Source organism: Microscilla marina ATCC 23134 (assembly GCF_000169175.1).
Taxonomy (GTDB): Bacteria; Bacteroidota; Bacteroidia; order Cytophagales; family Microscillaceae; genus Microscilla; species Microscilla marina.
The window spans coordinates 67,927-84,342 of record NZ_AAWS01000017.1 but is presented as its reverse complement, the minus strand read 5'-3'; the positions used below and the strand labels follow the sequence as shown (position 1 = coordinate 84,342).

Annotated in this window: 15 protein-coding genes; 7 read left to right on the top strand and 8 right to left on the bottom strand. The window is 37.7% G+C overall.

Translation table 11 applies throughout. The annotated features are described in order from the left end of the window. Positions 1–191: 191 nt before the first annotated feature. A complete protein-coding gene (locus M23134_RS38365; protein WP_002698383.1) occupies positions 192–1,394 on the bottom strand; it encodes a kelch repeat-containing protein in 1,203 nt (400 codons plus the stop codon). Positions 1,395–1,410: 16 nt separating this feature from the next. After that, the gene (locus M23134_RS17300; RefSeq protein WP_157558525.1) at positions 1,411–3,594 is read right to left on the bottom strand and encodes a S9 family peptidase; all 2,184 of its coding nucleotides are present in this window, start codon (positions 3,592–3,594) and stop codon (positions 1,411–1,413) included. Positions 3,595–3,766: 172 nt separating this feature from the next. Here M23134_RS17300 and M23134_RS17295 point away from each other — a divergent pair, with 172 nt between their 5' ends. The 4 genes from M23134_RS17295 (at position 3,767) to M23134_RS17280 (ending at position 6,320) form a co-directional block, all read left to right on the top strand. Next, a complete protein-coding gene (locus M23134_RS17295) occupies positions 3,767–4,468 on the top strand; it encodes a DUF2927 domain-containing protein (RefSeq protein WP_045113764.1) in 702 nt (233 codons plus the stop codon). Between the two features lie 147 nt (positions 4,469–4,615). Further along, positions 4,616–4,927 carry a thioredoxin gene (trxA, locus tag M23134_RS17290; protein ID WP_002698377.1) on the top strand — a complete coding sequence of 104 codons (312 nt, stop codon included), beginning with the start codon at positions 4,616–4,618 and terminating at the stop codon, positions 4,925–4,927. 34 nt (positions 4,928–4,961) lie between these two features. After that, complete coding sequence (locus M23134_RS17285; protein WP_002698375.1) at positions 4,962–5,309, top strand: carboxypeptidase-like regulatory domain-containing protein; 348 nt, start codon at positions 4,962–4,964, stop codon at positions 5,307–5,309. 108 nt (positions 5,310–5,417) lie between these two features. Then, a complete protein-coding gene (locus M23134_RS17280; RefSeq protein WP_002698372.1) occupies positions 5,418–6,320 on the top strand; it encodes a hypothetical protein in 903 nt (300 codons plus the stop codon). Positions 6,321–6,480: 160 nt separating this feature from the next. Here M23134_RS17280 and tsf read toward each other — a convergent pair whose 3' ends face one another. From tsf to aspS, 6 genes are all read right to left on the bottom strand, one after another. Then, complete coding sequence (tsf, locus tag M23134_RS17275; RefSeq protein WP_002698370.1) at positions 6,481–7,311, bottom strand: translation elongation factor Ts; 831 nt, start codon at positions 7,309–7,311, stop codon at positions 6,481–6,483. 381 nt (positions 7,312–7,692) lie between these two features. Beyond that, the gene (gene rpsB, locus M23134_RS17270; protein WP_002698368.1) at positions 7,693–8,511 is read right to left on the bottom strand and encodes a 30S ribosomal protein S2; all 819 of its coding nucleotides are present in this window, start codon (positions 8,509–8,511) and stop codon (positions 7,693–7,695) included. A 12-nt stretch (positions 8,512–8,523) separates the two neighbouring features. Beyond that, positions 8,524–9,042 carry a 30S ribosomal protein S9 gene (locus M23134_RS17265; RefSeq protein ID WP_002698366.1) on the bottom strand — a complete coding sequence of 173 codons (519 nt, stop codon included), beginning with the start codon at positions 9,040–9,042 and terminating at the stop codon, positions 8,524–8,526. 46 nt (positions 9,043–9,088) lie between these two features. Then, on the bottom strand, positions 9,089–9,538 hold the full coding sequence (rplM, locus tag M23134_RS17260; protein WP_002698364.1) for a 50S ribosomal protein L13: 450 nt from the start codon (positions 9,536–9,538) through the stop codon (positions 9,089–9,091). A gap of 187 nt (positions 9,539–9,725) precedes the next feature. Further along, positions 9,726–11,711: a SpoIIE family protein phosphatase gene (locus M23134_RS17255; protein WP_045113763.1), complete on the bottom strand. Its 1,986-nt coding sequence runs from the start codon at positions 11,709–11,711 to the stop codon at positions 9,726–9,728. Between the two features lie 293 nt (positions 11,712–12,004). After that, positions 12,005–13,789 (bottom strand): aspartate--tRNA ligase, encoded by a 1,785-nt coding sequence (gene aspS / locus M23134_RS17250; RefSeq protein WP_002698361.1) that lies wholly within the window; start codon positions 13,787–13,789, stop codon positions 12,005–12,007. A 367-nt stretch (positions 13,790–14,156) separates the two neighbouring features. Between aspS and M23134_RS17245 the strand changes: the two genes are divergently transcribed. The 3 genes from M23134_RS17245 to M23134_RS42130 all read left to right on the top strand — a co-directional run bounded on the left by M23134_RS17245 (position 14,157) and on the right by M23134_RS42130 (position 16,223). Continuing rightward, entirely contained in the window at positions 14,157–14,510 is a 354-nt protein-coding gene (locus tag M23134_RS17245; RefSeq protein ID WP_002698359.1) for a rhodanese-like domain-containing protein, read from the top strand. A gap of 646 nt (positions 14,511–15,156) precedes the next feature. After that, positions 15,157–15,576, top strand: a complete 420-nt coding sequence (locus M23134_RS42135; protein ID WP_002698357.1) for an IS110 family transposase — start codon at positions 15,157–15,159, stop codon at positions 15,574–15,576. Positions 15,577–15,791: 215 nt separating this feature from the next. Continuing rightward, positions 15,792–16,223, top strand: coding sequence for an IS110 family transposase (locus tag M23134_RS42130; protein ID WP_053337319.1), 432 nt, complete (start codon positions 15,792–15,794; stop codon positions 16,221–16,223). Positions 16,224–16,416: the final 193 nt, after the last annotated feature.

Here is a 16,416-nt window from a genome sequence, read left to right as displayed (position 1 = left end):
CATACCGTTTATTGATTGTACTTTGAAGGCTTGGGTATTTGGATATGCTTACTTTGTTGGTGTTCTTATGACGCAACAGAGAGCAACCACCCCCTATATAAACCTTGGGTTAAAGTGTAAACAACGCACCTATACTTATTATAAACCCCTAATCATCAACCCTTTATACAGAGTGTTATTTTCTTGTTAATCTATTGGAGGTAAAAACGACGAGTAACAACTGAATGATTAAAAACCACCTTTACAATTAACACTTGATTTGCCCAACTGGCCAAAGGCAAATGCACACTGTATACAGTTTGATTCTTAATGGCATCTTTTACCAATACTAACCTGCCTACCGAATCATATACTCTAATGGCTAAATTACCAACCTGGGGCAAATCTATTTTTATGCTTAATCGATGATTATTGGCTGGTGTCAATTGTAGTCCCTGTTCCAGGGTTTCATTCAATGAGCTAGTATATTGCCATATCTGCTTTTCACTTGACCCACCACTTCCTAATCCTACATAACCTTTATTGCCTAAAGCAAAACTTATTGCTTGAGTTCTACCCTCTATATCTATATCTGCCTTTTTTGTCCAACTATCATTGACCACATCATACTCCCATAAGTCATTAGTAAAACTTCCTGTAGCAATATAGGCTTTGTTATCTATTACAAAAGAAGTGGCAGATATTCGCTCTCCCCCAGGAAACTGTCCCTTTTTAGTCCATTCATCTTTTGCAGGGTCATATTCCCATACATCATCTTTAAACCCCAAAAAGCCCAAGTTGCCAGTAGTTATATACCCTTTGTCATTCAAAACAAAACTTACTGCATTACTTCTTTTGCCATTAGGCAAATCGGCACGTTGTTTCCACTGATCGTTTCCAGGGTCATATTCCCACAAGTCATTTAAATATTGGCTTCCGTTATAACCTGTACTTACATAAGCCTTGTCATTAATCACAAAAGATACCCCACCAGACCTAACACTTCCTGTAAAACTATTTTTAGCTTGCCAAATGTTGGCGGTAGGATCATAAGCCCAAATATCACTTTTGTAAGTAGCACTAAAACCTAAACCTACATACCCCTTGTTACCTACAGAAAACCCAATAGCCCCTGAGCGACTCCCTCCAGCAAAGTTAGCCTTTTGAGTCCACTCATCTAATTCAGGATTATACTCCCACATAGCATCAGTAAGTTCACTAAACTTATCTACCCCTGTACCTATATAAGCTTTATTGTCAAGTACAAAACTTACAGCCAATGTGCCCAAGTTTCCTGGAAAATCAGCTTTTCTCACCCACTTTCCTTGTGCTGTTAAAAAAAGTGTGTTAAAAACAAAAACAAGGGTTAGCCCTAAAAACCACCCTTGTCTTTGCCAAAAATCGCGATATGTCATTTCTGGTATATAATAATTATAAATTTTTCAATAAAAAGTTAGTCATCATAGTATATAAATGTGGACGAGCATTTTGGCTAAAAATACTATGGGTACGATTAGGGTAATAAAAAGACTGAAACTGTTTACCTGCTTTAATAAGCGCATTTTGCAACTCTACCGCATTCTGAAAATGAACGTTATCATCGCCTGTGCCATGCACCAGTAAATAGTTGCCCTTAAGTTTATTGACATGGTTCAACGGAGAATTTTTATCATACCCTTCAGCATTGTCCTGTGGGCGTTGCAAAAATCTCTCAGTATAAATCGTATCATAAAAACGCCAGGTAGACACAGGGGCTACTGCAATAGCTGTCTTAAATACATCAGCTCCTTTCATCAAACATAAAGAAGACATATAACCACCATAGCTCCAGCCCCAGATACCTATTCGGCTGGCATCTACATAAGGCTGTTTTGCTAAGTATTTAGCCGCTTCTATTTGGTCAATGGTTTCATAATAACCCAATTGTTTGTAGGTCACGTGCTTAAAGGCTCTCCCCCTACCACCAGTACCACGGTTGTCTACACACACGACCATATAGCCTTTGCTTGCCAATAACTGATACCAAAAAAAGTTGTACGCGTCCCAACTATCGGTTACTTGTTGCGAGCCTGGCCCTCCATATACAAACATGAGCACTGGATACTTTTTATTTTTATCAAAGTTGTGGGGCTTTATCATCCAGCCATTTAACGATACATTTTCAGAAGTTTTGAGCGTAAAAAACTCTTTATAACTAATCTGATAATTCTCTAAGCGTTTTTTCAGGCGTTTATTTTCCTCCAATACCTGTAGCAACTTACCTGAAGGCGCTTCATGCAAACTCACTCTTGTAGGCATAGCAGCTGCATTGTAGGTATCAATATAGTATTTAAAGTCAGAGCTAAAATTAATTCGGTGGGTACCTTTGTCCTTGGTCATACGCACCTTTTTTCTTCCCTTCATATCAATTCGGTATAAATGTCGCTCCAAGGGTGATACTTCAGTAGAAGTAAAATATAAAAGCTTGCGTTTTTCATCAATACCAGCCAAATTTCTCACTTCCCAATTACCTTTAGTGATCTGACGAACTAATTTGCCATTGAGCTTATATAAATAAACGTGCTTATATCCATCTCTTTCGCTAGTATGAATAAATTCTTTTCCATTTTTCAAATACGTCAGGTCATCTGTAAAATCTACATCCACATAAGTTTTACTTTCTTCGGTAAGTATTACCTGAGTTTTACCAGTGCTGGCATTGGCATGCAACAATTCAAGTTTGTTTTGTAAACGGTTTAAACGTCTTATAGACAATAGTTCAGGGTTTTGAGTCCATCTAAGGCGGGGTATATACATATCCTGCTCAGCGCCTATATCCATTTTCATGCTTTTGGCAGTAGCCACATTGTACACCAATATTTGTATGGTAGAGTTGTCTTCGCCTGCTTTAGGATACTTAAATCTATAATCTATAGCATAAGGTTGTTTTTGCCCTCCCCAACGCTGCATATTATACTCTTTCACCTTACTTTCGTCAAATTTATAAAAAGCAATCCTTTTGCTGTCGGGTGACCAAAAAAATGCTTTACTAAATGAAAACTCCTCTTCATATACCCAATCAGCATTTCCATTAATAATATGGTTCCACTGACCATCGTTGGTAATTTGCGTTTCTTTTTTAGTTGCAAGATCCACCACAAACAGGTTGTTATCACGTACAAAAGCTACTTTACTACCATCAGGCGAAAAACTAGCGTGCAACTGTTTTCCAGGCTGATTGGTGAGTTTGTCTAGTTTTTTGGTACTAATGTCGTATACATAATAATATGATTTAGACGAACGACGATAAATTGCCTCGGTCTGAGTAGCCAATAACAACTTATCTTCTCGGGCACTTAGACCATATGCATCAAAACGTAGCGACTCCCCCTCAAACAGTGTGGCCACTGCCTTACGGGTATTGATATCAAATTTGACGACTTTGTTTCCCTGGCGGGTGGTATAGTATCGACCATTCTTCATCCAGTTTACTCCTCTTACCCCTCGCGCAAAAAACTTAAACTGCCAAACATCTTCGACAGTGACAACCTTTTTTTGCTGTGCCTGGACATCTAACATCGGCAAGAGTACCCCTACCATTATCCACCAACATAATATATTGTATAATCTTCGCATAATTCTATACTTTAATCTTCTTAGTTACATTTTTCATAGTCGATTTAGAACATTTCGCCGACTTATTTGTAAAACAAATATAAAATCTTTTAACCAAAAACACAGTTTTACGTTTGAGTCATCAAGGTTATACATAATATTTTTACGAACATTACAAAATGCACCTATCATAATGAATAAATTTTTATACACCCTCTACTCTCACAAACTTGTTATAATAGGTTTGTGCAGTATTATAGCACTGGGAACCTCATCTACTACCTTTGCCCAAGGTTACTCATCAGCAGTAAAAAGTTATTTTAAAGAAATAGCTGTAGGTAGTGAGTTTGGAAAAGGCCGCAAAATTGTGAAGTGGACAAAAGATATGAAAATTTTTGTGATGGGTGAAAAAATACCCGCGCTGGAAACTGAACTCAACAAAATTATTGGGGAACTTAATCAACTGATACGCCCCGTCAGAATGCAACGAGTTTTTAGTAAAGCTCAAGCCAATTTTTTCATCTTTTTCGGCTCATCTAATGACTACACCAACAAAATAGAACCCAACGCCCGAAAATACGCCAACCGAAACCTTGCTTTGTTTTATGTATATTTTACCCCACAAAACAGCATAGATAAAGGCAGCATGTATGTAAACACCAGTCTGATGAAAGCCCCTGACACCCGCAAGCATCTATTAAGAGAAGAACTTACTCAAGCATTGGGATTAATGAATGACTCACACAAATACACTGAGAGTATTTTTTATCAAAAATTTTCGCGTGCTACCCAGTATACCTCTATTGATAAAAAACTTATACAAATTCTATACAGCAATAAAATTCGCCCCGGAATGAGCAAAACTCAGGTAGAACAAATACTTGCCACTCTATAACAACTTTTCATTCGAATAGTACAAAAACTCTAAAAACATCAATTATTGGTTTCGTAGAACAATTAAGTAAGTTCGTCGAAATAAAGGCAGAGCTTTGAGCTTTTTGACAACTCTACCAAATGGTTTTGCGTCATTACCCTAAAATTTATGAAAAAGAGTTTTCACGATCTTATTACCACTCATACAATACCTGTGTTGGTAGATTTTTACGCTGACTGGTGTGCTCCTTGCCAAACAATGGCTCCTGTATTAAAAGCACTTGCGACTGAGTTGGATAGTAAAATTAAAATCATAAAAATTGATGTAGAAAAAAATCAACCCATTGTTCAGAAATACCAGGTACAAAACATTCCTGCGTTTATATTGTTTTATCAAGGGAATGCGCTTTGGAGACAGTCAGGGGCAATGTCTATGGATGATTTGAAACATCGGATTGAACAAATATTGACTAAAAAATAATCATATTAGAATAATCACATAAACAACTTGAATTATGAAAAAACAATTCCTATTTCTGTTTTTCTTTGCATTTTTCTTGGCTGCCTCGACACAAATTCAGGCGCAGAGCCGTATAGTTAGCGGCACAGTAAAAGACATGGAAGGCAACGCCCTTTCTGGTATTACTGTCATGATCAAAGGAACTACCATTGGCGTTTCTACTAATAATAGTGGTCAATATAAGATCAAAGCTGGCGCAGGTTCGGTATTGGTATTTTCTAAACGAAAATTTATCAAAGAAGAAATAAATTCGGGATCAGGTGGTACTATTGATGTAACATTATATCCTGATACCCGTAAAGGAAAACGCAAAAGAAAAAGAGCCCTGAAGAAGAAAAAGTAAGGGAGAAAAAAATAAGGTAATAAAATTAACTTCATTACCTTTCATTCTTCTAAATTTGCGACCTATTTATTAAACCATATTTTTTAAACAATTTAAATCTCATAAACAATGACAAAATCATTGACTAAACTTTTTTCACTAATCGCAGTAGCAAGTGTTGTATTTTTTAGTAGCTGTAAAAAAAGCGAGGATGCGACAGTAACCGCTCCAACCGCTACCTTGGCAGATGCCAGTACAGCCACTAACCCTAGTTACGAAAAAGGCGATAAAATTACTTATAAATTAACTGCTGCTCTTCCTGGTGGTTACAAAGCTGGAAGTGGTAAAAAAACTGTAGGTGGTGTTGATGCTCCATTTACTTTGAGTGGAATAAACGCTGGTGACACAGCTGTCTCGGCTACTTTTACTGTAGATGTAACCGAAGATGCTGGTCAAGAGGTAACTGTATCTGTTACTTTGATAGATAACAGCGACCAAAATGTAACCGCAGAAGCCAAATATACTGTAGCCGCAGTTGGACAAGGTGGTGGTGGAGCTGCTCCATTATTGAGTGGTACAGCTACTGTTTCATTAGGAGCAGAAACTGCTACTTTTGGTAGTTACTTAGCTACTTCTAAAGCTGGTGTATTCAAATCTTCTGAAGCTCAGGCAAACCAAGCAGATATTGATATTACTTTTGGTGTAGGTAACACTGGTGGACCATCTTTGATTTCTCCTGATGCTCGTGTAAGTTCAGGTCTAAACGCTGGTAACCCTGCAATGACTGCTACAAGAACTACATTTTTTAAGGCTGAGTCGAGTGGACCTTCTGATTTAGGAGCTGTAACCGCATTAAATGTAGAAAACAACATTACTAAGTCTACAAGCAAGTCAGTTCAAATTGCTGTGGGTAGCGTGTATAGTTTTGTGCAAGATGGTGCTACTGGTAAAAAAGGTTACATCAAAGTAGATGAAATCTCTGGAACTGGTACTGCCCGTGTAGCTAAAATCACTTTTGTAGTTCAAAAATAATTTAAATCTACAAGTAAAATTATAATCAAATAAAAAAGCACCTTCTTGATCAAGAAGGTGCTTTTTTTGTGGGCATCGTTGCTAGAACAGCCCAAAGAAAAAGCCTGATAAACAAATGTTTATCAGGCTTTTTTATTTGCGATAAGCAATGTACTATTGCTTAACCAATAGACACCAATTTGAAGGTATCTACTTTCAAGTCTTTGTTTACATCAGCCAATACTTGCTTGATAGTCTTAGAGCTATCTTTCACAAATTGTTGGTGCAACAAAGTATTCTCTTTGTAGAATTTGTTGAGTTTACCCATCGCTATTTTTTCCAAAATATTGTCAGGCTTTCCTTCTTTGCGGGCTTGCTCTTTTCCAATTTCCATTTCGCGTTGTTTTACCTCTTCAGGTACTCCAGTTTCGTCTACTGATACAGGCTTCATTGCCGCAATTTGCATGGCAATGTCACGCCCTACGCCAGCTACTTCATCACTGCTGTCGCCATTTAAAGCTACCAAAACACCGATTTTGGCATTGCTATGAATATAAGAAACTACTTTATCAGCTTTTAGTTGCTCATAAGCAGAAACCTCTATTTTTTCTCCAATTTTACCCATTAAGTCAGTCAAATGCTCTTCGATAGAGCGACCATCGATACTTAAGCCTTTCAAGGCAGCCAAGTCAGCAGGGGCATTGTCAGTGGCTACTTTCAAAACCGCCTGACCAAGGTTTACAAAATCTTCGTTTTTGGCTACAAAATCAGTCTCACAGTTTAAGGCAACCAACGTTGCTTGTTTACCGTCTTCTGTTTCATTTATAAATACTACCCCTTCGGTAGTTTCTCTATCAGCTCTTTTTGAAGATATTTTTTGTCCTTTTTTACGTAGGATGGTTACAGCTTCATCAAAATCGCCATTAGCTTCCTGAAGTGCTTTTTTACAATCCATCATACCTGCGCCAGTCATTTCGCGCAGTTTTTTTACGTCTTGTGCTGAAATAGCCATTTTCGTAATTTTATAAGGTTTGATAAAATAAAGATGAAGGAATGAAGTGTTTCATTCCGATATGTGCAAAAATAGTTGAATCAATGATAACATTGAAAACAAAAAAGCAAAACTTTGAATATTACAAACAGTAACTCACTTTTGACTTGATTGGTCAGGTTATGCTACAAGGCAACCTACACCATTATAAGTAACAGCAGGTAATTAGCTATACGAGCAACTTACTCATAATATGGTAGTTACATCTACTCATTAGGTATGTGTAATGCTGCCTTGGTACTTATCAAAAAAAAAAATCAACATTAGCCCTATTGACCCAATGTTGATTTAAGTAAGTTACTAGATATTTTTATAACCAGGCGAGCAAAGCTCACCAAATATTTAGTCTGCTTTTTCGGTTTTTTCTACCTTGTCAGTTTTCTCTGTGTCTTCAGCTTTTGCTTCTTCTGCCTTCGCATCTACTTGACGCTTAGCTTGCTCTTCTTTGGCTAACTTCTGCTCCTCTTTGTCTTTCTTTCTCTCGCTTAGCCCTTCTTCAATTGCTTTACCTACGGTGCTTGTAATCACTTGAATTGATTTAAATGCATCATCGTTGGCAGGCACAGGGAACTGTACAGCGCCAGGGTTAGAGTTAGTATCTACCATAGCAAATACAGGAATACCTAACTTATGAGCTTCTGCAATAGCAATGTGCTCTCTCTTAACATCAACTACAAATAGTGCAGCAGGCAAACGGGTCAAGTCTGCAATACCACCCAATAGTCTTTCAAGCTTTTCGCGCTCACGAGTAATCATTAAGCGCTCACGCTTTGCCATGTTTTTGAAAGCCTCTTCTTTCATCATTTTGTCCATTGAAGACATTTTCTTCAATGATTTACGCACTGTAGCAAAGTTAGTGAGCATACCACCCAACCAACGTTCAGTTACGTAAGGCATTCTTAGTCTTTTGGCTTCCTCAGCTACAATTTCTTGTGCTTGTCTTTTGGTTGCTACGAACATTACCTTTCTTCCAGCACGCACGATTTTAGCCAATGCATTGCATGCATCATCTAAACAAACCAAAGTTTTATTTAAATCAATAATGTGGATACCGTTTTTCTCCATAAACACGTATGGAGCAATTCTTGGGTCCCACTTGCGAGTTAAGTGTCCAAAGTGAACACCTGCGTCAAGCAAATCTTTATATTCTACTCTACTCATGCTCTGATTGGTTTAACGTTTACTGAACTGGAATCTTCTACGTGCTTTTCTTCTACCATACTTCTTACGCTCAACCATACGAGGGTCACGAATAAGTAGTCCTTCCTTTTTCAAAATCTCCCGATTGGCATCGGCATCTATCAGATGAGCATAATTTTGTTTCTCAGGGTAGGTAAATACAGGTTGTTCTTCTGCATTTGTCGCAATCGCTCTTTTTTGCTCTTGAGCGTCACGTTGTTTTGCTTTTCCTTTATACGTCAATGCTCGGGCAATCGCATGTCTCAGAGCCTCTGCCTGTCCGGCAACACCGCCTCCTGTCACATTTGCACGAATGTCAAATTTTTCATTTGCATCTACGGCCACGATTGGCTGCTTTACAATAGTCTGTAAAACATCAGTAGGGAAATACTCAGCAAAATCACGCTTGTTTACAGTGATCTGTCCTGATCCTTCCTGCAAATACACTCGTGCAATTGAGGTCTTTCTCCTCCCTATAGTATTGATAATTTTAACTTCTTTAACGTCTGTCATGAAATTCTTAGTTTTTCACCTGCTTTGGTGAACTTCTTTAAAAGCATTAGAATTTTAGTTCTATTTTGCGGGGCTGTTGGGCCTCATGCTTGTGTTCACTACCTACATATACATGCATGTTGTGAAATACTTTTCTCCCCAAACGATTCTTGGGTAACATCCCTCTTACTGCTTTTTCAATCAAAAGCGCAGGATTCTTAGCCATCAATTCATTAGGTGTAGTGAAACGTTGACCACCTGGGTAACCAGTATGTCTAACGTATTTCTTATCACTCCACTTCTTGCCAGTTAGGCGCACTTTTTCGGCGTTAATAATGATAACGTTGTCACCACAATCTACGTGAGGTGTGAAAGAAGGCTTGTTCTTGCCACGCAAAACTTTTACAATTTCACTAGCCAAACGTCCCAACACTGCGCCCTCTGCGTCAATGATGACCCATTCTTTCTGAACAGTTTCTTTATTAGCCGAAATGGTTTTGTAACTTACCGTATCCACTTTTCTTCTCTATTTAAAACCAAATTATATATAGTTTTCTAAAAAAATGAGTGCAAAAATAGAATTTAATTTAGTGACATGCAACGATAGCTCTTAAAAATCGAAGGCAGTTTAGAATAAATCAGAGGTTTATGAAAAATCAGGAAGGCAATTGTTAGGAGAGAAACAGAGAATGTTTAGGGTGAGTTTATGGCAAATGTATGCCCATTACAAGGATGTCATCTATTTGTCGTTGTCCGTTTGCCCAGTTAGCAAGGGTACGTTCCATAATTTCGTGTTGCTCACTCATTGGTTTCTGATATATTTTCAGAAATAAATCAGTCATCCGTCTCAACATAAACTTACGTCCTTTAGCCCCTCCAAACTGATCTTGGTAGCCATCAGAAAAAATATAAAAAGTGGTGGGAGAGTACCGTTCTTCTTCGCTTTGGGTAACATCGGGCGATAAATGCGAAGCCACTGCTGTTGGCAATGAGGTCTTCAATTTGGGGCGTAGTTTGATGGTGTGATGGGTAAAATCACGGTCACGCTCATTTTCAAGCCCGCCTATGCCCTCCTTATCACCTTTGATCAGGGTAAGTTCATGGTTTTGGATATATACAATTGGCGTATTTGCTCCGGCAAACTCCATTACTTGGTTCTTTTTATCTATTACCACAATAGAAATATCCATTCCATCGCGGTTGCCAGTAGTACGTTGCTTGAGGGCTTTGCGTATTTTATCGTGTAAGGTATTTAAAATAAGGTGAGGCTCAATCACATTATTTTCGTGAACGGTTTCATTGAGTAAATCTGAACCAATCATGCTCATAAAAGCTCCAGGCACCCCATGTCCAGTACAATCACTACAGGCAATGACATACTTGGTATCGCCGTTTTTATCTACTACCTCCGAAAACCAGTAAAAATCACCACTGATTACATCACGTGGCTTGAGCATAATAAAAGATTGCGGAAAAACTTCCTGGATTGTACTAAGTTGAGGAAGCTTGGCATCTTGAATTCGCTTGGCATAATTAATACTCTTGGTAATGTCGTGGTTTTTCTTCTCCAACAAGTTTTTTTGCTTCATTACCTCCTCAGTACGGGCTTGAACTGCCTCTAGCATGTGCTGAAAGTCATTGGCAAGTCGCCCTATCTCATCCTTGTTGTTGATCTGATAGATTTTGCTGTCTTCATTAAAGTTATTTTGAATCACCCAATTGATTGAGTTAGACAGGCGGGCAATGGGTTTACCAAATTTATGATTTACAAAATACCCTAAGAACATACTCAGTATAACAAAAAATATGAGCAAAATAACCAGGGTATATTTTACTACTGTTCTTACCCGGCTGGCAGCAGCAAAAACCAGGGTATCTATTTGCTGAATGTTTTTTTCAAGCTCCTCAAGCGAATCATTGAGTTTCTTTTTTAAGCCACTTTGGTTATGAAAACCTATGCGTTTTTCTATTTTTACCAAATCTAAAAAGGCTTGTTGGTATGTATTCAAATCATTCAACAAGTCTGCTTGCGCCTGCCTATCTTGCACCTTTTGTTTAACTTCTTGACGCACAATCTCCACCGCCTGCTTAAGCTTCTCTACGTATTGAATTTCTTTGGCTATGATGAAATCTTTTTCATGTTTGCGAATTTTCAAGATATAAACTTCTGTCAAATTATATTCAGACTGTTTCTTAAACAACTGACTAATAGAATTTTGCATATTCCCTTGTAAACCAACGTCCTTAAAACCTTTCGTTCGAATAATTTGCACTAGTTGTTCGAATAGTTTTTCAAGTTTATTAATTTGGCGATTTACTTTTACAATTTCTTGAGCAAGTTGTTTACGCTGTAAATCTTTTACATCGCTCAAAAGGGTCAATTCACGTTTGATTTGCTCAAGTAATTCGGTATGTTTCAAGAGATAATCACTTTTACCTGTTACATAAAAGTTTTTGTCAAATACATCATCACTAAAAAAATCTTTCTCAAGGCTATTTACATCATTGATTTGTAGATTAAGACGGGTAAGGCTTTTGGTAATATCTTCAATGCGGTGTTGGCGGCGCTCAAGCCAAAAGAATACAAATACAATGGAAAAGGCAATAAGAGAGAAAGCAGAAAAAGCTATCAACAATTTTGATCTGATGCTTTGAAACAGCCCATGTTGTGTGACACTTCTGACTTTCATTGTAAAAAGATTGGTGTTTAGTTGGATACCAGCATCCCTGATTTGATTGCAAAGATACAAACAATGTGGTAGTAATTAGATTGCTGTTCTTTTTTTAAAAACGTTGAACTAATTTAAATGTTGATTATTGGGTATTAAAAAATATAGTATTACAAATGCCTCATTGACTAACTACAAGCTAATAACAATTTCCATTCCACGCCCTCATATTCAGGTAATATTCTCTATTTGTTGAGAATAACCATAGTCGTTGAAAAAACAATCAACAACTATGGTTTTAAGGCTTGTTTAATTTACTCTGTTACTTTTTCTTCTGCCTCTACCAGGTTTAGTTTCAATCCTAACTCAGTCAATTGCTCATTGTCAATGGCCGAAGGAGCATTGATCATCACATCTCGCCCTGAATTGTTTTTAGGAAAAGCTATAAAATCCCGAATAGAGTCTACCCCACCAAAAACAGCACAAATACGGTCAAAACCAAAAGCAATGCCTCCATGAGGCGGAGCACCATACTCAAATGCGTCCATCAAAAAACCAAACTGGGCTTTGGCTTCTTCTGGGGTAAACCCTAATAAAGAAAGCATTTTTTCTTGCATAGGTCGTTGGTAAATCCGGATAGACCCACCACCTAGCTCTACACCATTGATGACCATATCATAAGCATTGGCTTTGATATTTGCCAACTGGCTGTCATTTTCTAGTAATGCCTCTTGTCCTGCCTTGGGTGAAGTAAACGGATGGTGCATGGCATGCCATTTTCCGGTCTCTTCGTCTTGCTCAAGCAATGGAAAATCTACCACCCACAAAGCCGAAAACTTTTGAGGATCACGCAAGCCTAAACGATTGCCCATCTCCAGACGTAATTCGTTGAGTTGCTTGCGTACAGTATTGGTGTTACCCGAAAGCACTAACAACATATCGCCAGGTTCGACATTCATTTTTACCGCCCACTCTTTCAAATCTTCCTGACTATAAAACTTGTCTACAGAAGATTTAAAGCTGCCATCTTTGTTGTATTTTACATATACCAAGCCCTTTGCACCTATTTGTGGACGTTTAACAAAGTTGGTCAATTCATCTATTTTTTTGCGAGAATATTCTTCTGCAATGCCTTTGGCGCAAATACCTACTACTAATTGGGCATCATCAAACACTTTGAAACCCTTGTTTTGAGCCACATCATTTAGTTCTACAAACTCCATCCCGAAACGGGTATCGGGTTTGTCTGAACCATACAGGCGCATAGCATCGTCATATTCCATTACAGGTACTTCAGGCAAATCTACCCCTTTCACTGTTTTGAATAGGTGCCTGATCAAGCCCTCAAAAGTAGACAAAATATCTTCACGCGTTACAAAAGACATCTCACAGTCTATTTGAGTAAATTCAGGCTGACGATCGGCACGGAGGTCTTCATCACGAAAACACTTTACGATTTGATAATAGCGGTCAAAGCCTGAAACCATTAACAATTGCTTAAAAGTTTGAGGGGATTGAGGCAAGGCATAAAACTGCCCTTCGTTCATTCGTGAAGGTACCACAAAGTCACGGGCACCCTCAGGAGTAGATTTGATCAAGACCGGGGTTTCTACCTCAATGAAATCCTGAGTATCTAAAAAGTTGCGTACCTCACGATTGATTTGATTACGCAATTCCAGTTTTTGACGTACTACATTACGGCGCAAGTCAAGGTAACGATATTGCATTCTCAACTCATCTCCTCCGTCGGTATCATCTTCTATTAAAAAAGGAGGCACTTTAGCCTCATTTAATATCTCTATATCAGTTACTTGCACCTCTACATCACCTGTAGGCATTTGGGGGTTTTTAGATGCACGCTCAATGACATTGCCTGTAGCATATACAACAAACTCACGCCCTAGTTGGCGCAAACGTTCTACTACTTGGTCATCAGTATTGGTTTCATCGGCTTGCAATTGGGTAACCCCATAACGATCACGAATATCGACGAATATCAACCCGCCTTTATCTCTGTTTTTTTGTACCCAACCACACAAGGTCACTTTTTGCCCTACATGGTCTATCCTAAGTTCTCCGCAAGTATGTGTACGTAGCATTGAATTTTGTTTTTAATTTTAAATACAAACCACTGTTTATCAGTGCTTTACAAGCCAATTATTTTTTTTATTTGAATAAGGAGCCTAAAAGAGGCTAATTCAACAACAAATCTAAAAAAAAAAATGAGGTCTTTTGGTATTAGGAGAGATTTGGCTGGGGAAAATTAACAAGTTGTGATTCCTGGGTAAAGTATTTATAAAAAACTGTTCTGATCATCATATTTTATTTATCAGTCAGTACACTATTCAGCTGGTTGCCTGTACCACTATTTGTAGCATAAAAAGCAAGGCCTCACTATCTTTTTCAATCCAAAACTATTAACTTTACATTGATACATTTAAATATGTTCATAAATACTATTATATAATGTTAGGAAAACTGTTAAAATTATTGGGAGGTTCCAGAGGAGCAACTTACCAAACCATTCGCTCAGGTGAACTCCAGGAAATATTAAAAAACGATCAAAGAGCGCAACTATTAGATGTACGCTCTCCAGGCGAGTTTCAATCAGGTCATATTCCAAAAGCACGCAATATCAATGTAATGACCCCTAAATTTAAGAACCAGCTTCAAGGTTTAGATAAATCCAAAACTTATTATGTATATTGTCGCAGTGGTATGCGTAGTGCCAAGGCTTGTAAAATTATGGCTAAAGAGGGATTTGAACAGGTAAACAACCTAAGAGGTGGCATCATGGGTTGGAATGGTAAAGTAGTATAAACTATGGCAACCTTCAACCACTATCGCCCAATGCTGTTTCCTTAAACCTTGTTTAACTGAAAGTTCTGGGTGCGCCTTTGTCCATAGTCCACGGTCGATAGTAACTGACGTACACTATAAAATCTACACTAAGGAACAACGTTGCACTATCGCCTCTAGTCAAATCTACAGATTATGTAAATCCTTCCATTACAAGCAAGTTATTGAAAACTTGGCAAAAATCATTTTGGCTTCATAATCAGCAAGGTTCTGAAATAAAACCAAGTTTCGTGAACCTCAGCATCCGTTCATTTCCCCGAATCAAGTTCGGGATCATGGATTTTCTGTAGCTAAAAAAACGAACCAAAAAAAGCTCCGAATCAAGTTCGGAGTTCAAGCTCCGCCGCTTATATCTTTACCTTATCTTAAAATAACACATAAATCATTATATTAGATAAAACCTAAATGGTAGATGATTACAATAGTTCTTACATAGCCGCCGCTAAGTACTATCACAAGATAGATACAGCACTACAGAGATCACAATCATCTACCTTTCTACTCTAAATTGAATTAAGTATCCAAGGCATAGATGTGTTCTATAGCCTGCATCTCATAAGTGAAGTTGAGTAAGAAGTAGGTGATTCATCGTTTAATTTTATGCCTTATGAAAAAAATAACTTTCGTTCAAGTTGGGATTGCTTTAGATATATCCAAAGCAGATTTTAGAGCTTGTATTATGGGTAGCAATGGTCAGAAAGTTTTTAAAGTAATTGCCAGCCGGAAGTTTTCAAATAATACCAAAGGTTTTAGCGAATTTAACCATTGGGTACAAAAAAACCTAAATAAACACTCAATAACAGAGGCTGAATATTTAATGGAAGCTACAGGTGTTTACCACGAAAACCTAGCTTGGACACTTTATGAAAAAGCACATAAAGTAATCGTGGTGTTACCTAATCAAGCAAAAGCATTCTTGAAAAGTGAGGGGATCAAGAGCAAAACTGATAAGATAGATGCCCAAGGTTTGGCAAAAATGGTGCTCGTCAAAACCTTCGTTATTGGAAACCAATTAGTCCTGTTTTAAAGGAATTACGCACAATCGCGCGTTATTATGAGGTTATTCAAAAAGAACTCACTCAAAATTATAATCGCCTACATGCGCTTGAGCATAGCCATGACCCTAATAAGTTTGTCCTAAAACAACTTAAAAACCACCTCAAATTTCTCGAGAAGCAAAAAGAAAGCGTTCATCAACAGATTTTAGAAACTACCAAGAAAGATGAGGTGTTACACGAAAAAATGAAGCGTTTAACTACTATTTATGGAATAGGTATTTTAACTGTTGCGGTGGTTGTCGCTGAAACTAATGGCTTTGAGCTATTTAGCAGCCAGAAACAACTTACTAGCTATGCAGGGTATGATATTGTTGAACATCAATCAGGAAAATATGTTGGGCAAACACGTATATCTAAAAAAGGAAATACACATATTAGAAGAGCTTTACACTTTCCTGCCCTCAAGACAGTCAAGCAAGAAAATATTTTTCAGGAATTATATTCAAGAGTATTTGAACGAACCAAGAAAAAGATGAAAGCCTATACAGCAGTACAAAGGAAACTTCTGGTAGTGATGTATACTTTATGGAAAAAAGAAGAAAACTTTGATCTCAACTATGCAAAACAAAAAGTTGTAGAAGAGCAAGAATGCCCTCCTACACTAGGTAGTTATTAAATAACTCCTTTTGGGTAAAGTAAAGATAAAACCGTTTTTTAAAATAAACTCAAAATCTTGAAAAAATTATATCAAAAAGCTTGATTTCGCAGATAGTATCTGTAGTTTGCTCGCTAAAATTTACTTCATTACGCCGAACAGCTCAAACATTCGCTCGTACCTCACTCAGTGATCTGTTTTATCGGCTTCATTA